This window comes from Cyclobacteriaceae bacterium, from assembly GCA_030584025.1.
Lineage (GTDB): Bacteria > Bacteroidota > Bacteroidia > Cytophagales > Cyclobacteriaceae > UBA2336.
Genome location: CP129487.1, coordinates 258,867 through 276,264, shown reverse-complemented (window position 1 = coordinate 276,264; position 17,398 = coordinate 258,867). Strand labels below are relative to the sequence as shown.

The window sequence follows — 17,398 nt, the reverse complement described above, 5'->3', positions numbered from 1 at the left end:
CCTACCAAAATGGTCAGGCTTTTTAATTTTTGTCGGGGCGACTGGATTCGAACCAGCGACCTCTTCGTCCCGAACGAAGCGCGCTACCGGGCTGCGCTACGCCCCGATCAATTAAGGAGGCAAAATTAATCAGTCTTATATAATTTTTCCACAGGGCGGCAATTCAAAACCTCATTTCTTATCAGATTTCGATACATTTGACCTTTCTTTAAAACTACTATGGACATCAAACAAATTCCGCTAAACGATTTACACGTAAAATTAGGTGCCAAAATGGTTCCCTTTGCAGGATTCAACATGCCGGTGCGTTACTCCTCTGATATTGAAGAGCACATGACCGTTCGAAACGGAGTGGGCGTTTTCGATGTATCGCACATGGGTGAATTTACTGTAAAAGGTCCAAAGGCACTTGATTTAATTCAGCGCGTTACGAGCAATGATGCATCCAAACTAATAGATGGCCAGGCACAATACTCCTGCCTGCCAAACGACAAGGGCGGTGTTGTGGATGACCTGATCGTATATAAAATCAAGGATGAAGATTACCTGCTGGTGGTAAATGCCGGTAACATTGATAAGGACTGGAACTGGATCAGCCAGCACAACACACAGGGCGCTGATCTCAAAAATATTTCAGAAGACATCTGTTTGTTCGCTGTACAGGGACCCAAGGCTGTAAGCACATTACAAAAATTAACCTCAACTGATCTAAGCGCCATCAAATACTATCATTTTACCCAAGGTGAGTTTGCCGGAGTGCCGGATGTGATTATGTCGAACACGGGATATACCGGTGCAGGAGGTTTTGAAATCTATGTACACAAGAACCACGCTGAAAAAGTATGGCATGCCATTTTTGAAGCCGGAAAAGAGTTTGACATCAAGCCCATAGGTTTGGGTGCCCGCGATACCTTGCGCCTGGAGATGGGTTTCTGCCTGTACGGCAACGACATTGATGATACAACTTCTCCATTAGAAGCAGGCCTGGGATGGATTACCAAGTTCACCAAAGACTTCACCAATTCTTCCAATATCAAAAAGCAAAAGGAAGAAGGCGTTAAGAAAAAATTGATTGGTTTTAAAATGATTGATAAAGGCATTCCCCGCCACGATTATTTGATTAAAGATGCCGCAGGAAACACCATCGGAAAAGTAACATCAGGAACCATGTCGCCCATGCTGGGAATTGGTATTGGGTTGGGATACGTTGCAACTGAATTATCATCACCTGGAAGTGAGATATTTATTGATGTAAGAGGTCGTGCATTAAAAGCTGAAGTAAGTAAACCACCCTTCGTCTGAACCATGATTGGTGTGATACCTTTTATCTTTCATGATTAAACCCGAATGGAGGCGTATAATCTGGAAGTAGGTTTACTTATCAATTTCGGTAACACAAAACTTGAATTTCATCGCCTTCAGAATAAGAAATTTAATCCATCATGAATATCACAAATATCAATCAAATCAAAGTTCTGACAGTATGAAGACCATTGACGTTTGCCTTAGTCCGGATTTGATGCATCTGTACCCTGTACATGATCGGGTTGTGGTAGTAGTAGATATTCTTCGTGCTACATCTTGTATGGTTACGGCACTGGCACATGGCGTACAAAGCATACGGCCATTTGCCGATTTGGAAGCTTGTCGCGCGATGAAGGCTCACGGATACTTTACGGCAGGCGAACGTAATGGCGAAAAAGTAGAAGGATTCGATTTTGGTAACTCACCTTTTGAGTACATGATCGAAAAACTGAAGGGTCAGAAAATAGCATTCACGACTACCAACGGTACGCAAGCGATTGCCAAATCGCAAGGCGCAAAAGAAATTATCATCGGTTCTTTTCTTAATCTCACTGCAGTAACTGAATATTTAAAAAGAGGTAACGATAGTGTACTGGTTGTCTGTGCAGCATGGAAAGGAAAAGTAAATTTAGAAGACACGCTTTTTGCTGGTGCCTTGGTCGAGAACCTGAAAGATCACATTGAACCAGATTGTGATGCACCTTTGGCTGCACAGCGTCTATACAATCTTGCTAAGAAAGACATGGTTGATTTTTTAAAAGACTCCAGTCATGTGAAGCGTTTGAACCGGCTTCATGTTCACAAAGACATTGCGTTTTGTGTTACACCTGATCAGTATCCCGTTGTTCCGCGACTTGTTAACGATGAACTGATCCTTACTCAATAGCACTCGTTGGTGGCTTCAGCATAATACCGGTTTCCGTTCAGGTAAATTCCGGTTCCTTTGTTTCCCTGGCCATATTCGATTCTAAATTCTGCTTGCGATCCATCCTGACTAGTAAGCGTTAACGTTCCTACATCACCCTGACCTTGTGCCTTCCATCGTCCATAATCGGTAGAATTTAATGAGCCCGTTCCGGTAACGCCACCAGAATATGTCCGCTTCTTTCGGGCGTATGAACCATCTGAGCAAAGCGTTATAAAATCAGAATCGCTGAAATCACCTTGCGTATAATAGTATTTTAACGACTTGTGCTTCAAATACTCATTCCACGGTTGTGTAATTCCAGCTGCTTGTGTATTCGTAGTGGGTACAATCGGTTTTGCAAAAGTCAAGCTCTGCAATAACTGACTTGCTCCTTGCTTGCCACGCTCTAACGCACCCGGTAAAGCAACTACAATGCACCCCACACCAACCCCGTGATCACCCAGACGCGCCTCTACATAGCCCTTCATTTCCTGTGCAACACCATCCACACGGTAATTTCCCCACCAGCGTTTTCCTTCCTTCTTTACCAATCCAATTGGTGAAATGGAGATACCACCATCAATCGGAATTTGCTTTTGTAATTCGCCAAAAACACTTTGCTCATCCATTTCACTTGCAGTCACAATCAGGGTGATTTCATTGGACGCTTCTGCCAGCACCATGACAGATGAACCTTGAGGCACGCCACCCATCCAGCCAGAGGGAATGGTAAAAGAAATACCGAGTGATGAAATTTTTAGCTGCCTATTGCCTTCGTACTGTACATTTTCACTGAGTTCAGTTTGAGCAACTGAAACGAATGATACGCAAAGCAGGGCAAGAAGTATGTTTTGCTTCATGAGTTGAAGGTACAAAACATGAAAAGGTGAGCCAATAAAAATTTAATTTTTAAGCTTTGGATTTTGACGATGCCGGTCTTTATCGCGTGTATTCTTCTTTTCAAGATTTTTTTGAAACGCTTCCGTAAGGTTAACACCGGTTTGATTGGCCAAACAGATCAACACCCACAGCACATCAGCCATTTCATCCCCAAGGTCTTTATTCTTATCACTTTCTTTTTCAGATTGTTCGCCATACCTGCGCGCGATGATGCGCGCCAACTCACCCACTTCTTCCGTGAGCATGGCCATGTTGGTGAGTTCATTGAAGTATCGCACCCCTACGGTTCTAATCCATTGATCGACTTGTTGTTGAGCTTGTTCGATGGTCATGTAATTCAGTAAATTTCCAGGATTCCTATTTCTCTGTTCTCCACCAGTTCATGAATTGATTGATGATTGTCTATTAATTTAGATAAAACAACCTCCGTGGAAGTATTTCCGGTTCGTAGCCAAATAATTTTTGGTGGAAATCCATTTATGGATTGTAGTTCACGAAAATCTTCGTCAAACGTAACAATAAGATAATTCTGCTTCCGAGCGTAATAAAATATTGCCAAATCATCTTTTAGCTTTGGCCTAACACTGGTTACATGTAAACTGTTTGGAAATGCTTCAAGAGACTTTTTAACAATGCGGTAGGATATATTTTCATCAAACAAAAGTTTCATGAATCAAGAAGTAACCACCTTTACTTTTCTCTCCTTATCAGCAGCATAAGCTAAACAAGCCAGAATATGTTCCTGTTTAAGCTGAGGAAAATCGGCAAGAATTTCTTCGTATGTCATGCCTGAAGCCAGCCATCCTAATACATCGTATACAGATATTCGAGTACCCTTAACACAAGGTCTGCCAAATCGAATGGCCGGGTTAATCTCAATGTATTCCCTATAGTCCATAATCAAAATTAAACATTTTTATTCAAGAAAACTGATCGAAAAACCGCTGAATAGGCACTATTCAAGTTCTTCAAAATCAATATCCATTACCTCAAATTTCTGCCATCCGTTAAAATCGAAATGCCACCATTCGGAAGGATTTACTTTAAACCCATGCTTGTGCATAACAGAAATAATCAGGTCACGATTTTTTCTAATCAGTGGATCTTTCACCGGTGTGGTTGGCCAGGCTTCATTCTTAAACGAATCATACTCAGTTGGCATCTTTAACTCTTCACCGGTTTTTAAATCGATTAATGTCATGTCGATAGCACAGCCACGATTATGTCGTGACCCTTTGTAGGGTGATGCCACATAGGTCGTATCGCGATACACTTCATAAAATTTAACGGTAGCCGAATACGGCCGATAGGCATCGTAGACTTTTATACCAACACCATGTTTTGAAAATTCCTCCTGTGCCTTTTTCAGCGTTTCGGCAACAGGTTTACGGGCATAAGCTCTTGGGAGATTATAGATTACTTCTCCGGTAAAATTATTTGTAGTGGCGTATCGGATATCTAAAACTATTCCGGGAATGGCTGTTGCCAGGTTTACCAATTCCTTTTCAGAATCACCCTTTACTTGTTGCTGATATTGCTGCAGCGTAACCGGAGTGAGTCCGTATTTATACTGGGCTTGTAGTAGCGCAGGAAAAAAAATCAAAAAGAACAGAATGTATTTCATACTCTATTTTTTGTGTCGATAACTATTGTAACCGGTCCGTCATTAACCAAAGCAACTTTCATGTCCGCCCCGAACGACCCGGTGTGTACAGGTTTTTCAAGTACCTCACCGATTACACGAACAAACTTCTCATACATCGGAATGGCAAAGTCGGGTTTGGATGCTTTAATGTAAGAAGGTCGGTTGCCTTTTTTTGTACTGGCATGCAACGTAAACTGGCTTACCACCAGAATATCGCCACCATCGTCCTTTACGCTTACATTCATCACGCCATCAGCATCGTTAAAAATGCGCAGGTTTACAATTTTAGTAGCCAGCCAGTCGATGTCTTCATCCGTATCAGCATCTTCAATGCCTAACAGTACCAGCAAACCTTTTTGAATGGAGGATTTAACAGACTTCTCAATTTCAACTGAACAGGAAGAAACGCGTTGGATAACGGCAATCATTAGCTTAAAATGAAAACCTTAAAATACAGAAATTTCTCTGTGCCTCTATGAAATACGTTAGTGACCTTCGTAGTTAGTGTACTTTTACCACAAAGAACACGAAAGTCAGCACAAAGTATACAAAGGAGTTATCGCGCTTTTTTATTGCCCAATTGTTGTTGAAGTCGAAGTACCTGTAAGGCCAGTTGTTCGGTTAAAGGTGTGGCTGTGCTATCTCCTTCAGGAAGTTTAGCAGAGTAGTAGCCACGCACACTCCACATTTCGAGCACATCAGCAGCTGCAATGGCATAGGGCTCATACTGTCGGTTATCCGAAACAAGCAGCAGTTTACTGTCATCATCATCAAACCGGAACACGCGTTTAAATACAATACCCTCCTGTTGCGTGACCAGCACATAGGACTTCCCATTTTTTACTGCGTCCAGACTTTCCACATATTCACCAAACAAAACGGAGCCGGGTTGTATGGGCAGCATGGAATCGCCCTGAATTTCAAAAGCACGATACGTTTTGTTTTTAGGCAGAACTGGCAAATTAATTTTTGGAAGTTCGGCTATGAATTCCGGATCCTGGTAGCCGGCCAGGTAACCGGCTGATGCCTTTTGCGAAACAAGCTCCACGTTTTCACTTCCGGAAGCATCAACGGTAATGGCCAACACTTCTTTTGAAGGCGATGAGCCCTTCCATTCCTTTTCAGAAAGTTTACTTAAGTCTTTTCGCGTCAGCACATCCATACTCACTTTATACAGATTAGACACATCCAGCAGAACAGCCAGTGGCGGTGTGGCACGCTCTTCTTCGTAGGCACCGATAACGGATTGTTTCAACCCCAGTTTTTCAGCGAACTGCTTTTGGGTGAGTTCATGTTTGAGGCGGAGATACTTAAGATTTCTATTTACGATAGTCATACGTTATAATGATTTAGAGTTACAACTACCCGAAACTCGGGCAATTATACACAGTGAAGTCCTTCGGACTCATTGATTCACAAGGATAAGCAGAAGCCCGAAGGGCTTCAATGTTCCCAACCACGAGTGTAACTCGTGGTTAAAAAAGAAAAGTCTGCCCAACCCCGAAGGGGTTGAATGTACCACCCTACAATAAATATCGCTCATCAAATTCTATTTCGTGTTCAGTCAACAAATTCTTATACTCATCAATAAACGATTTCTTTTTATGATGTTCCTTTTGGTTTTTAATGTAGTTAATAATCCGATCACGACTGCGTACTGAGCACGTAAATGCTCCATACCCCTCCGCGCTGGCGATCAGGGGGCACGCCCAACTTAAATCACTCACAACGCACCCATAACTACAAAGGAATGTGAAGGTAGTCCCGTGTAACCGGGATTACCCACAATTCCAGCGCGCTATGGCAAGCACATCACAAAACTAAAATATTTAGTTTAATAGTAAAACTTATTACTAAAATTTTTAGTTAATATCGCACTGTGGACAGAAACATTATACACCTTGATTTGGATGCCTTTTTTGTGGCTGTAGAGTGCAAAAAGCATAAGGCGTTAAAAGGAAAACCTTTAATTATTGGCGGCCAAAGCCGCAGGGGTGTTGTGGCTGCGTGCAGCTACGAGGCCCGCAGGTTTGGGGTGCATTCGGCCATGCCCATGTACCTAGCCATGCAACTGTGCCCCGATGCATTAGTGATTTCGGGCGACATGGAGGCGTACAGTAAAAACTCACACCTGGTTACCGAAATCATTGCCGACTCGGTGCCGATGTTTGAAAAATCATCTATTGATGAGTTTTACATTGATGCCAGCGGCATGGATAAATTTTTTGGCGCATTTAAATGGGCGAAAGAGCTGCGCAAGAAGATTATAGACAACAGTGGGCTTCCGATTTCGCTGGGTATGTCGGTGAATAAACTGGTATCGAAGGTTACGACCAATGAGTTTAAGCCGGATGCTGAGAAACAAATTCCGGCCGGTGAAGAAAAAGAATTTCTGGCTCCACTGGCGGTAGAAAAAATTCCGATGATCGGGAAACAGACTTCTGCCTTCTTATATGATATGGGTGTGCGCACGGTAGCCACGCTGCGCGAAATGCCATTGAAATTTTTAGTAAGTGCATTTGGTAAGAATGGCATTTCGTTATGGAATAAAGCACACGGCATTGACGACTCGCCTGTGGTGCCGTACAGCGAACAGAAATCCATTTCAACAGAATGCACCTTTGAGAACGATACGATTGATGTAAAAAAACTCAAATCGATTTTGATTGCCATGGTGGAGAAGGTGGCGTTTCAGTTGCGCGAGCAGAAAAAACTCACTTCGTGCATTACGGTAAAAATCCGCTACGCCAACTTTGATACAGAAACCAAACAAATCCAAATTCCTTACACTTCGTCCGACCATGTGCTGCTGCACACCGTAACACAACTCTTTGATAAACTTTACAACCGCAGAATGCTGATACGCCTGGTGGGGGTGCGCTTAAGCGGCCTGGTGCACGGCAATCACCAAATCAGTCTGTTTGATGATACAGCCGAAGGCATCCGGTTATATGAAGCCATTGATAAGATCAAACACAAGCACGGATCGGAAAAACTGGTACGGGCCACTACCATTGGCGTAAGCCGCAGGGTTAGAATGGAGATGAACATGTTTAAAGGGAATTTACGATGAAACCAAGAATGACACAAATTGTCAAAAACCGGGATTATGTTCGTAGTATGAAAACAACACGAACCATGAGAACAGCAGCGATTAAAACCCAGAGCCCTGTACAGGAATTATTCTTTATGATTGCTCCGCCCCGGCACATTGCCAGCGATGTGGCCGTATTGAAAGATGATGTGCATTACCTGATCGGGCACGACTTTGAAGACCGGTTTTCGAAAGCACACATCTCATTATTTAAATATACAGGCGAACACACAGAGGACATGATTCAATTTGTAGAAGAAAAAGCATCTTCGTTTGAAGCCTTTAATGTGTTTCTGAAAGATTTCAATGTATTCCATAACGGTTCAAAGCGTACCATTTATATGGATATTGTAAATAAGTACCCAATCCGTGAATTGTTCGAAAACCTGGTGAAAGAAGACCGTGATTTCACACCACACATTACCATTGCCAAAAATCTTTCTTCTGAAGATTTCTTAAAGTGCTGGCCATACCTGAAAGAACTGAACTACAGCAACCAACATTTTCTATGCGACCGCATTACCGTGCTGACGCGCAATGGTAAGAAGTGGATGCATTATAAGGATATCTGTTTTGGGAGGTAAGCGAATAACTACAATCAACCCGGTCACTGGCAACCGGCAACCTGTTTATTATGTTCCTCAACTGCCATACCGCCTACAGTTTCAAATACGGCACCCTGCCGGTAGAAAAACTTTTTGAGGAAGCACGCAGGTGTGGTGTGCATAAACTCATCCTCACCGAAATCAACAACACCGCTTCCTACATTGAAATGCTGAGGCTGTGTGAAGAGCGAAAACCCGGCTCACCATTGGCCGGAAATAACCCTTACGATCTGGAGATTGCAGTAGGCATCGAGTTCCGGCAAGGACACGACTTACTCTATATCATCATTGCACAGAATAACAACGGCTTCGAAAAAATCAACCGGTTTCTCTCCCATCACAATCGTGAAAATAAAAAATTACCGGAGCGTGCTCCCGAAATTGAAGATACGCTTGTCATCTATTCATTTGGAAAAGCAGAACCCGAACGGTTACGTTCAAATGAATTTATTGGCATTCGCAAACACCAACTCAATCAATTTGCGCTATACACTTCCCGAAAAGAATTTCCTGAAAAATTCGTCATTCTTCATCCGGTAACGTTTGCTTCCAAAACCGATTTCAACACACACCGGTTGTTGCGCGCCATCGATAACAATACATTGTTAAGTAAACTTCCTGCACACGAACAGGCTCACCCCGAAGAAGTGATGATGAAGGAAGAAGAACTGGAATACCATTTTCGTGCTTACCCGGAGCTGATCCGGAACACCAGGAAAATCATGGATCAGTGCTCCATCCACTTTAATCTGAAAGAAGATAAAAACAAAAAAACAGTACTGGGCTCAACGCGGGCCGATTGGGATTTTCTGGTTACACATGCGTGGGAAGGTTTTCAAAGTCGCTATGATGTGGGCAATCCTGATTTGCGCGAACGCTTTGAACGGGAACTGAACATCATCAAGCGTAAGGGTTTTGGCGCCTACTACCTCATCGCCTATGATCTCATTCGGTTTGCCAAAGAACGTGGTTTCGAATACGTAGGCCGTGGCAGTGGAGCCAATAGCGTAGTGGCGCATTGCCTGGGCATCACCAACGTTGATCCCATTGAACTTGATCTTTATTTCGAGCGGTTTTTAAATGTGGAGCGCTCTTCTCCCCCGGATTTCGACCTGGATTTTTCATGGGACAACCGCGATGAGGTGTACAATTACCTTTTTCGAACGTACAGCCAAGATCATGTTTGCCTGCTGGGCACACACGTTACCTATCAAAAACGATCGGTACTGCGCGAGCTTGGAAAGGTATTTGGTTTACCGAAAGCAGAAATTGATGCGATCGTTGAAGAGCCGCATAAATTCAAAAACCGTGATCACATCACCGAATTGATTTTTCGATACGCAGATAAAATGAAAGACCTACCCGCCAACATCTCGATCCATGCAGGCGGAGTGTTGATCACGGAAAAACCCATTTACGCCTACACGGCTCTTGAACTCCCACCCAAAGGCTACCCGGTTTCACATTTTGAAATGCACAATGCTGAAGACATGGGCATTTACAAATTTGATATTCTTAGTCAGCGGGGATTGGGACACTTAAAGGAAACCGTAAAACATGTAAAACGAAATCAAGACATTGATATAGATATTCATCGCTTCAATGATTTTAAAAAAGATGAAAAAATCAAAGACCTGATGCGTCACAGCAAGGCCATGGGTTGCTTTTATGTGGAGTCACCCGCCATGCGCATGCTGTTGGGGAAGCTGCGTTGCGATGATTACCTCACCTTAGTGGCTGCCAGTTCCATCATCCGCCCCGGTGTAGCCCGATCCGGAATGATGCGCGCTTACATTGAACGTTTTCATGCCGTGCGAAATGGTGGAATGTATGAAGCCATTCATCCCTTAATGGATAAACTCATGAAGGAAACGTATGGCGTAATGGTATATCAGGAAGATGTGATTAAGGTGGCACATCACTTTGCCGGGTTAACCTTAACCGAAGCTGATGTACTGCGCAGGGGCATGTCGGGTAAGTACCGATCACGCGAAGAATTTAAACGCGTGCAGGATAAATTTTTTGAGAACTGTCGTGCACGCAACTACCCCGAACACATCATTGAACGGGTGTGGTATGAGATCGAAAGCTTCTCCGGATATTCGTTTGCCAAAGGTCACTCGGCCAGTTACGCGGTTGAAAGCTACCAAAGCCTGTACCTGAAAGCACACTATCCGTTAGAGTTCATGGTAGGTGTGATCAACAACTTTGGCGGCTTCTATAAAACGGAATTTTACTTTCACGAGGCCCGCATGAATGGCGCCATCATTAAAGCACCTTGTGTCAATAAAAGTGAATACCTGACGACTATCTATGGAAAAGAAATCTACATCGGGTTTATTCATTTGAAAAGTCTGGAGACAAAAGTGGCCCAGCAAATTGCTATAGAACGAAAACACGGTGCTTACCGCAGCCTGAATGATTTCATGCGCAGAATACCCATTGGATTGGAACAAATACGCCTGCTCATTCGCATAGGCGCCTTCCGGTTTACCGGAAAATCGAAACAAAAATTATTATGGGAGGCCATGCTGTATTGCAGTAATACAAAAACCAAAAACAGGAATACATCGGAATTATTTGATACCGAACCCAGCGAATATCCACTGCCTGTTCTTCAACGAAACGAATTGGAAGATGCCTTTGATGAAATCGAGCTGCTGGGCTTCCCGCTGTGCGATCCATTTAAACTGGTAGCTACTTCTAACTTCGGTGATACCAAAGCCCTGGAACTACTGACTAAACTCGGAAAGATAGTAACCATACTGGGATACGTAGTAACCACGAAAAATACAGGTACTATAAAGGGGGAACTCATGCATTTCGGTACGTTCTACGACCAGCAAGGTGAAGTATTCGATACGGTGCATTTTCCGGATGTTGCTAAAAAGTTTCCCTTCCGGGGAAGAGGTTTTTATTTCATTAAAGGAAAAGTGGTGGAAGATTTTGGAATCGCTACGATTGAAGTGAGCTCTATGGAGAAGATTCCCTTATTGAATAAAAAGGAACTGCCTTATGAGCCGCTACATCATACGCAACCTAAAACTGCTGAAGTTCCTTCGACTCGTGGATAAACTTACCTTTCGAATTTTGTTTTGCGAAATGGAGCATCGCTTTGGCTACTTTTATTGAATCAATCGCCTTATACTTGAGCGGAATCAAGAATCCTAATGCTTTATACACCACGGTTGCCGCACCTTCTCCTGCGCGTTTCTCCGTGCGCTCACCCAACAACAACGAGGGTCTGAAAATGTGATACGAATCAAATCCAACCGCATCAATGGCTTGCTCAATTTCACCTTTTACTTGATTGTAAAAAATTCCGGATTTCGGATCGGAGCCCAACGCAGTAATGAGCAGGTATTGTGTTGCTCCCTGGTTCTTTGTTAACTTGCCCAACTCAAGCGGATACTCAAAATCCACTTTTCGAAATGCGGCCTGACTGCCAGCTTGCTTGATGGTTGTTCCCAGACAACAAAACACATCATCTGCCTTCAACTGATCATGATGTTTGGTAAGTGTGTCGAGGTCGGCTACAATGTTCTGAAGTTTGGCGTGTTGAATGGCCAGTGGTTTTCGACTGATGGCCTTAACAACCGTATAATGCGGATCATCCAGCAACAATTCAAGCAGTTGCTTTCCAATCAATCCGGTAGAACCGGCCAACAAGGCTGTTCTCATGAAAGTTTAAGATTGGATTCCTCCCAGATCAGAAACTTATCAATTTCAGTTTGAACAGAGCTGTACACCCATACTAAAATTGAAAAATCATCGGTTAACCCAACCACAGGAGCAAGATCAGGAATAAGATCGAACGGGTTTACGAAATAAATGATGGCCGCTAAAATCATGGCGATGGTTTTCCACGGAATGTTCCGGTAACTGCCCTTCGTATATGATTTCACAAGCCTTACCAATACATCGAGTTTGGACTTTACTTTCCGAAAACTCAAATCATTTTTATTCATGCGACCTACCTTAATGGCCAACTGCGAAAGCAGCATGGCAATGCGCCCATGGCGACCGAAGAAGCCGGAAGCTTTGTGTAAGGCCGATTGATAAAAAATATTGGTCATGTTAAAAGGTCTGTTGTATCTCCCGCTTTATTTCCACCAGCGCATGCGCAATGGAGTCGTGTTTGTTAATGATCTTTTCAAAAATCTTTTTCGACAAATCCAGACTGGTAGCCTCCTGCCCCACTTCCGATGCCGCCTCGTTAATCGTTACCACCAAATCTTCCTTCGCATTACGAACAAGTTCCCAGCTGTTTTCGCTCATAAAAATCTGCTGCGAAACGTTATGGTTATACTCATTGCGTATTTCGCTGAGCAACACCTGGTGAAACTCGCGAGCTGGTATAGCACCCGGATTCAGGCGTACTAACAAATTTTGCGGACTGATTCGTTCCAGAAACAGGCACATTCTTTCATAGGCCTGTAAACGCAACGGCAACACCGTTTCAATGCTGCGACTGCGAATTTCAAGCTTTTTCAGTTCAATTTCTTTGGCCAGAAACGACCGTACCAACAAGTATGCCGCATACAACACTAACGAAGCGGGGATCAAAATCTTGCCAAAATCAATAAGAGCATCCATACGAAATCAATTTCAATCTAATTGTGTTTGAAATTTAGATAATTTTGGCCGACATAACCGCGAATACTTGCAGATGATTGATTTTCAACCCGTAACACTTACCCCAAAAGCTGCTGAAGAAGTACGCAAAATCATGCAGACAAAAAACATTCCTGCCGATTACGGCTTGCGGGTTGGGGTTCGTGGTGGGGGTTGTGGCGTTTCCCTGCTCATTGGGTTCGACAAAAAGAAAGAAAACGATCAAAGCTATACGATTGAGGGTATACCCGTTTTGGTAGACAAGCGCCATACCATGTACGTGGTGGGCAAAGAAATTGATTTTTATGAAGGCGATGAGGGTCGCGGCTTCATGTTCACCGATCCAAAAGCAGCTACTTCAGAGGCTTAAACTCAGCAAGTTTCAGGTTTTACACCCCATACGAACCCACGATTTTTACAGCATAATCAAACAACTACCTTTATGCTGTTGATCAGTCAGGAAAACCATATTAATTACCAGCGCATTGCGCAGGCCATCGAATACCTGGAAAAAAATGTTCATCGCCAGCCCGAACTGGATGAAGTGGCGGAACAGGTCCACCTCTCGCCTTTTCATTTTCAGCGCATGTTTACCGAATGGGCAGGGATAAGTCCGAAGCGGTTTTTGCAATTTTTAACCACCGATTTTCTGAAAGGCAAATTACAGGAAACCAAAAACCTGGAAGAGTTGGCGCAAACTGCCGGCTTATCAGGCCAGTCGCGGGTGTACGATTTGTTTACCACCCTTGAAGCTGTTACCCCGCAAAAGTATAAGTTACGCGGATCGGGCATTCAGATTGAATTTGGATTTCATCAAACACCTTTTGGCAACTGCCTGATTGGTGTTACGGAACGCGGGGTTTGCTGGCTTTCATTTTTTAATGTGGATGATGATGGACGGCATGAGTTGGAAAGCATGAAAGCACATTGGCATAATTCTGTTTTTCATCAGGATCAGGGCTTAACGAAAAATTTTGTTGAATCGATTTTTAATCGTAATAACGCAGGCCTGCCTGCCGGCAAAGCAGGGGCGCAAAGAAAACTCCACTTATTTGTAAAAGGAACAAATTTTCAGATCAAGGTTTGGGAGGCGTTGCTGAGAATACCGATGGGCGATGTAACTACGTACCAACAGATTGCTGAAAAAATTTCAAACCCGAAAGCGATGCAAGCGGTAGGCTCTGCAGTAGGATCGAATCACATTGCCTACCTTATCCCTTGTCACCGGGTAATACGCAAAGATGGCATCCTGGGTGAGTACCGTTGGGAAGCCACACGCAAGAAAAGCATCATCGGTTGGGAGATGGCCAAAGCATCGGGTTTTTGAAACCTGGTGAATTTTGCTCCGCTTAGTAAAGTCAACCAAGACCCTATGAAGTACAGCATTGATACACCAACAAAACACGACTATCCTGAACTCATTGATGTATGGGAAAAATCCGTTCGGGCTACGCATCACTTCCTGCCGGAAGAATATATTCAATACCTCAGGCCACTAATTCTTGATAAATATTTTGATGCCGTTTCGCTACTCACCGTCCGGGATAAGCAGAAAAAAATTATGGGATTTATGGGTACATCCAACGACAAAGTGGAGATGTTGTTTATTGATCCAGTATATCGTGGAAAAGGAATCGGAAAATTATTGATGGACCATGCCATTCAGGAATTGCATATTCGCAAAGTGGATGTTAACGAGCAAAATGAGCAAGCCGTTGGCTTCTATGAGAAACTTGGATATACCGTAATCAAACGCCTGGAGGTTGATAGCTTAGGGAAGCCCTACCCTATTTTGGAGATGGAACTACTCTGAAATATGGTATGGCAGGCAAAAAGTCTTTAAATTAGGGACTATGAAAGCTAAAGTGCATGAAATGAATATCGAAAAAGACAAGCTTGAAATTATCAAGTGGGTGACAACTTTAAAGGACGAGACCTCAATAGAAAGACTCAAAATGTTAAAGGACAGCCGTTCCAAAACAGACTGGTGGGATCAGATTTCAGACGAAGAAAAAAATGCGATTGAAAAAGGGTTAGCAGATATTAAAGCTGGCAGACTAAAACCGCATAAAGAAGTTAGAAAACTCTATGAGAAGTGGCTATAGGATTCAATGGACGGAAAGGGCGATATTCGACCTGCAAAACATCATAGACTATCTTCTATACAAATGGACAGAAAAGGAAGTCAAGAATTTTGTACGAAAACTAGATAAGCGACTCGAATTAATTTCCATCAACCCAAGACTTTTTCCTAAGACTAAAAAGAGAAGGAATGTAAGGCGATCTGTACTGACAAAACATACAGTAATTTACTACGAGACATCCACAGACACGATTAGAATAGTGACGTTGTTCGATCCAAGACAAGACCCCAGGAAATTAAAGATTTAGCAAAACCGCGTTGCCCAACACGGTTTGTTTATCTCTGGCGAATCATCCATAACAAGTAATCACCCCGTCTCATCTATCACCTTCACATACGCATCCCGGTAATGCTTAATCAGATTCTGCCAGTCGAACTCGGCTGAGTGGTTCTCCACATTGTTACGCTGCATGATGCGCTCGCGCCTGGTCTGTTTTAAAAAAGCATACAACGCATCTGCCAATTGGTTGGCCGACCACTCAAAGGTTCGCTTGCCGCGTTCAATTACGTACAACCCGTATTGTGCTGGATCGGTGGAGTGGCGCAGAATATAATCGCCAAAGCCGGATAAATCGCTGGTAACAGCCGGCACACCACTGGCCATACACTCCAACGGGGTATACCCCCACGGCTCATAATAACTCGGGAAAATCCCTAAATGACAACCGCGAACAAACTGGCTGTATTCAATACCGAACAACGGATTAGAAGTGTTGATAAAATCGGGGTGGTACACAATCTTAACTTTGTCCGACTGATGGTTTAACAAATTGTGCTGATGTACATATTGTAAAATCTCATCGCCTTGTTCATCTACCAGTTTGTGCGTGTACACCAGCGGTGGTTTATTGCTCTTCCACGATTGTATCGTTCTGCGGTAGCGCAGCTTCCAGTATTCGTCCACAAAATCATTTAAGTTGGGCAACCGGTTATCCTGACTGGTGGTGCTGGCGTAAAACAGTCGCCTGCCCACTTGTTTTTGAATCGCATCACACGTTTGCCGCACTTCTTCCATCACCCCACGCGATTGCAGTACTTCTGGTTTAATGCTGTAGTAATCCCGCTTGGTTACAAAAAACATCACCACTGTTACATCAACCTGGTCTTTCTTCAAGCGTTCGTTGAGTAAGCGCAGTGCCTGAAGGGTTAAATCAAATCCTTTGTTCTTATACTCGTAACGGCCCGAGGTAAAAAAGTAAATGGTCTTGTCCAGGTCAAACGAATAGGATTGAAAGAAATGTCCCATCACAAACTGGTGAATTTCTTCCTTGTATTGCGCATGCAGGTTTTGGAATTCGTGCAGCGCAACAAACCGCTCAATGTTCAGTCCGTTGGGTAGAATAACTTCAGGAATACGTTTTAGCAGGTGCTTGCATTCCCGTGCGGTAACATCACTTACCGTAGTTAAAACATCGGCATGGTTGGCGCAGTTAAATTCAATTCGGGCTTCCGTTTCAATGCCGAATTTTTTTGCTTCTGTTTCCCACTTAAAAAACGGGAGATGCGCATAGAACTGTGGTGAGTTAATGGCCAGATGCCTGCCCAGTTGTGTAGCATGGGTAGTGAATATGGTGCGTACCGGTAATTTCTTCTTCTTGATGTCCAAAATAGGAAGCCCAGCCATCCACTCATGAAAATGTGCAATGATCGGTTCTTCCTTATCAGCAAACTGAATGAAGGTTTCGATGAACAACGAAGTTAAATAACTAAAAGCCACCACACGGTTAATCAGCTCGTTATTTTCAGGCATGCCAATGCCGAAATCTTTCCACCAGGTGTAACGAATCTCCCGAACCTGATCAGTCGTAAGGCTATCCGGATTTAATAAGATTACTTTTGGTCTTCCCGTAACCAACCATTCGGCATAATATGCTTCAATACCTTGCTCGCGTAAATGTTGAACGGCCAATCCAAAAGCATCACTTAAATTTTCCAATGGTTCAATTTCCGCCAATATGTTTTTCGATAGGTACGGGCCAATCAAACAATACGGCCCGTTTTTGTGCTCCATCATGGCTGGCACCTTCGATCGGATTACCGTGTAAATCCCTCCCACCTGGTTGCACACTTCCCAGGCTACTTCCAGCACCGTGGCTTTCGGAAAATCGCTTGTTTCGGCTTGCTTTCTTTTTGGCATAAAAGGCTGTTGTATTAAGTCAAAATGACCGTAACAGGTTTCTAAATC

The 17,398-nt window shown here is 43.4% G+C and carries 21 protein-coding genes and 1 tRNA gene; 9 read left to right on the top strand and 13 right to left on the bottom strand.

Going from position 1 to position 17,398, the window contains the following annotated elements:
* Positions 1-32: 32 nt before the first annotated feature.
* Positions 33-106, bottom strand: a tRNA-Pro gene (locus tag QY309_01350).
* Positions 107-219: 113 nt separating this feature from the next.
* Here QY309_01350 and gcvT point away from each other — a divergent pair.
* Positions 220-1,302: a glycine cleavage system aminomethyltransferase GcvT gene (gcvT, locus tag QY309_01345; protein ID WKZ60134.1), complete on the top strand. Its 1,083-nt coding sequence runs from the start codon at positions 220-222 to the stop codon at positions 1,300-1,302.
* Between the two features lie 181 nt (positions 1,303-1,483).
* Positions 1,484-2,191: a 2-phosphosulfolactate phosphatase gene (locus tag QY309_01340; protein WKZ60133.1), complete on the top strand. Its 708-nt coding sequence runs from the start codon at positions 1,484-1,486 to the stop codon at positions 2,189-2,191.
* Here the strand turns inward: QY309_01340 and QY309_01335 are convergent.
* From QY309_01335 to QY309_01300, 8 genes are all read right to left on the bottom strand, one after another.
* Complete coding sequence (locus QY309_01335; GenBank protein ID WKZ60132.1) at positions 2,185-3,072, bottom strand: hypothetical protein; 888 nt, start codon at positions 3,070-3,072, stop codon at positions 2,185-2,187. The two genes, QY309_01340 and QY309_01335, sit on opposite strands and share 7 nt — an antisense overlap.
* A gap of 42 nt (positions 3,073-3,114) precedes the next feature.
* A complete protein-coding gene (locus QY309_01330) occupies positions 3,115-3,444 on the bottom strand; it encodes a nucleotide pyrophosphohydrolase (GenBank protein ID WKZ60131.1) in 330 nt (109 codons plus the stop codon).
* A 5-nt stretch (positions 3,445-3,449) separates the two neighbouring features.
* Positions 3,450-3,782 carry a DUF5615 family PIN-like protein gene (locus tag QY309_01325; GenBank protein WKZ60130.1) on the bottom strand — a complete coding sequence of 111 codons (333 nt, stop codon included), beginning with the start codon at positions 3,780-3,782 and terminating at the stop codon, positions 3,450-3,452.
* Positions 3,783-3,785: 3 nt separating this feature from the next.
* The gene (locus tag QY309_01320; GenBank protein WKZ60129.1) at positions 3,786-4,010 is read right to left on the bottom strand and encodes a DUF433 domain-containing protein; all 225 of its coding nucleotides are present in this window, start codon (positions 4,008-4,010) and stop codon (positions 3,786-3,788) included.
* 57 nt (positions 4,011-4,067) lie between these two features.
* A complete protein-coding gene (locus tag QY309_01315) occupies positions 4,068-4,736 on the bottom strand; it encodes a M15 family metallopeptidase (GenBank protein ID WKZ60128.1) in 669 nt (222 codons plus the stop codon).
* A complete protein-coding gene (dtd, locus tag QY309_01310) occupies positions 4,733-5,185 on the bottom strand; it encodes a D-aminoacyl-tRNA deacylase (protein ID WKZ60127.1) in 453 nt (150 codons plus the stop codon). Before dtd ends, QY309_01315 begins: the two co-directional genes overlap by 4 nt.
* A 128-nt stretch (positions 5,186-5,313) precedes the next feature.
* Positions 5,314-6,093 carry a LexA family transcriptional regulator gene (locus tag QY309_01305; GenBank protein ID WKZ60126.1) on the bottom strand — a complete coding sequence of 260 codons (780 nt, stop codon included), beginning with the start codon at positions 6,091-6,093 and terminating at the stop codon, positions 5,314-5,316.
* A gap of 187 nt (positions 6,094-6,280) precedes the next feature.
* Positions 6,281-6,484: a hypothetical protein gene (locus QY309_01300; GenBank protein WKZ60125.1), complete on the bottom strand. Its 204-nt coding sequence runs from the start codon at positions 6,482-6,484 to the stop codon at positions 6,281-6,283.
* A gap of 152 nt (positions 6,485-6,636) precedes the next feature.
* Here QY309_01300 and dinB point away from each other — a divergent pair, with 152 nt between their 5' ends.
* The 3 genes from dinB to dnaE all read left to right on the top strand — a co-directional run bounded on the left by dinB (position 6,637) and on the right by dnaE (position 11,530).
* Entirely contained in the window at positions 6,637-7,830 is a 1,194-nt protein-coding gene (dinB, locus tag QY309_01295) for a DNA polymerase IV (protein WKZ60124.1), read from the top strand.
* A gap of 65 nt (positions 7,831-7,895) precedes the next feature.
* Positions 7,896-8,435, top strand: coding sequence for a 2'-5' RNA ligase family protein (locus QY309_01290; protein WKZ60123.1), 540 nt, complete (start codon positions 7,896-7,898; stop codon positions 8,433-8,435).
* A 50-nt stretch (positions 8,436-8,485) separates the two neighbouring features.
* Positions 8,486-11,530, top strand: a complete 3,045-nt coding sequence (gene dnaE, locus QY309_01285) for a DNA polymerase III subunit alpha (protein ID WKZ60122.1) — start codon at positions 8,486-8,488, stop codon at positions 11,528-11,530.
* On the opposite strand, the gene QY309_01280 is transcribed toward dnaE, so the two are convergent.
* The 3 genes from QY309_01280 to QY309_01270 are packed head-to-tail and all read right to left on the bottom strand — an operon-like array spanning position 11,496 to position 13,052.
* The gene (locus QY309_01280) at positions 11,496-12,137 is read right to left on the bottom strand and encodes an oxidoreductase (protein WKZ60121.1); all 642 of its coding nucleotides are present in this window, start codon (positions 12,135-12,137) and stop codon (positions 11,496-11,498) included. The two genes, dnaE and QY309_01280, sit on opposite strands and share 35 nt — an antisense overlap.
* Complete coding sequence (locus tag QY309_01275; GenBank protein ID WKZ60120.1) at positions 12,134-12,532, bottom strand: DUF1232 domain-containing protein; 399 nt, start codon at positions 12,530-12,532, stop codon at positions 12,134-12,136. Before QY309_01275 ends, QY309_01280 begins: the two co-directional genes overlap by 4 nt.
* A 1-nt stretch (position 12,533) precedes the next feature.
* Complete coding sequence (locus QY309_01270) at positions 12,534-13,052, bottom strand: hypothetical protein (GenBank protein ID WKZ60119.1); 519 nt, start codon at positions 13,050-13,052, stop codon at positions 12,534-12,536.
* Between the two features lie 73 nt (positions 13,053-13,125).
* Here QY309_01270 and QY309_01265 point away from each other — a divergent pair, with 73 nt between their 5' ends.
* From QY309_01265 to QY309_01250, 4 genes are all read left to right on the top strand, one after another.
* Positions 13,126-13,440 carry an iron-sulfur cluster assembly accessory protein gene (locus QY309_01265; protein WKZ60118.1) on the top strand — a complete coding sequence of 105 codons (315 nt, stop codon included), beginning with the start codon at positions 13,126-13,128 and terminating at the stop codon, positions 13,438-13,440.
* A gap of 72 nt (positions 13,441-13,512) precedes the next feature.
* Positions 13,513-14,397, top strand: a complete 885-nt coding sequence (locus QY309_01260) for a methylated-DNA--[protein]-cysteine S-methyltransferase (protein ID WKZ60117.1) — start codon at positions 13,513-13,515, stop codon at positions 14,395-14,397.
* A gap of 45 nt (positions 14,398-14,442) precedes the next feature.
* On the top strand, positions 14,443-14,883 hold the full coding sequence (locus QY309_01255; protein WKZ60116.1) for an acetyltransferase: 441 nt from the start codon (positions 14,443-14,445) through the stop codon (positions 14,881-14,883).
* Positions 14,884-14,923: 40 nt separating this feature from the next.
* Positions 14,924-15,175, top strand: coding sequence for a hypothetical protein (locus tag QY309_01250; protein ID WKZ60115.1), 252 nt, complete (start codon positions 14,924-14,926; stop codon positions 15,173-15,175).
* Between the two features lie 345 nt (positions 15,176-15,520).
* On the opposite strand, the gene QY309_01245 is transcribed toward QY309_01250, so the two are convergent.
* Positions 15,521-17,350, bottom strand: a complete 1,830-nt coding sequence (locus tag QY309_01245) for a glycosyltransferase (protein ID WKZ60114.1) — start codon at positions 17,348-17,350, stop codon at positions 15,521-15,523.
* Positions 17,351-17,398 lie beyond the last annotated feature (48 nt).

Bases quoted from the DNA above. Each gene is read 5' to 3' on its own strand.
- QY309_01245 (WKZ60114.1), bottom strand. From the start codon at position 17,350: ATGCCAAAAAGAAAGCAAGCCGAAACAAGCGATTTTCCGAAAGCCACG.
- gcvT (WKZ60134.1), top strand. From the start codon at position 220: ATGGACATCAAACAAATTCCGCTAAACGATTTACACGTAAAATTAGGT.
- QY309_01250 (WKZ60115.1), top strand. From the start codon at position 14,924: ATGAAAGCTAAAGTGCATGAAATGAATATCGAAAAAGACAAGCTTGAA.
- QY309_01320 (WKZ60129.1), bottom strand. From the start codon at position 4,010: ATGGACTATAGGGAATACATTGAGATTAACCCGGCCATTCGATTTGGC.
- QY309_01330 (WKZ60131.1), bottom strand. From the start codon at position 3,444: ATGACCATCGAACAAGCTCAACAACAAGTCGATCAATGGATTAGAACC.
- QY309_01270 (WKZ60119.1), bottom strand. From the start codon at position 13,052: ATGGATGCTCTTATTGATTTTGGCAAGATTTTGATCCCCGCTTCGTTA.
- QY309_01315 (WKZ60128.1), bottom strand. From the start codon at position 4,736: ATGAAATACATTCTGTTCTTTTTGATTTTTTTTCCTGCGCTACTACAA.
- QY309_01325 (WKZ60130.1), bottom strand. From the start codon at position 3,782: ATGAAACTTTTGTTTGATGAAAATATATCCTACCGCATTGTTAAAAAG.
- QY309_01290 (WKZ60123.1), top strand. From the start codon at position 7,896: ATGAGAACAGCAGCGATTAAAACCCAGAGCCCTGTACAGGAATTATTC.
- QY309_01260 (WKZ60117.1), top strand. From the start codon at position 13,513: ATGCTGTTGATCAGTCAGGAAAACCATATTAATTACCAGCGCATTGCG.
- QY309_01280 (WKZ60121.1), bottom strand. From the start codon at position 12,137: ATGAGAACAGCCTTGTTGGCCGGTTCTACCGGATTGATTGGAAAGCAA.
- QY309_01340 (WKZ60133.1), top strand. From the start codon at position 1,484: ATGAAGACCATTGACGTTTGCCTTAGTCCGGATTTGATGCATCTGTAC.
- QY309_01335 (WKZ60132.1), bottom strand. From the start codon at position 3,072: ATGAAGCAAAACATACTTCTTGCCCTGCTTTGCGTATCATTCGTTTCA.
- QY309_01305 (WKZ60126.1), bottom strand. From the start codon at position 6,093: ATGACTATCGTAAATAGAAATCTTAAGTATCTCCGCCTCAAACATGAA.
- dtd (WKZ60127.1), bottom strand. From the start codon at position 5,185: ATGATTGCCGTTATCCAACGCGTTTCTTCCTGTTCAGTTGAAATTGAG.
- QY309_01255 (WKZ60116.1), top strand. From the start codon at position 14,443: ATGAAGTACAGCATTGATACACCAACAAAACACGACTATCCTGAACTC.
- QY309_01275 (WKZ60120.1), bottom strand. From the start codon at position 12,532: ATGACCAATATTTTTTATCAATCGGCCTTACACAAAGCTTCCGGCTTC.
- QY309_01265 (WKZ60118.1), top strand. From the start codon at position 13,126: ATGATTGATTTTCAACCCGTAACACTTACCCCAAAAGCTGCTGAAGAA.
- dnaE (WKZ60122.1), top strand. From the start codon at position 8,486: ATGTTCCTCAACTGCCATACCGCCTACAGTTTCAAATACGGCACCCTG.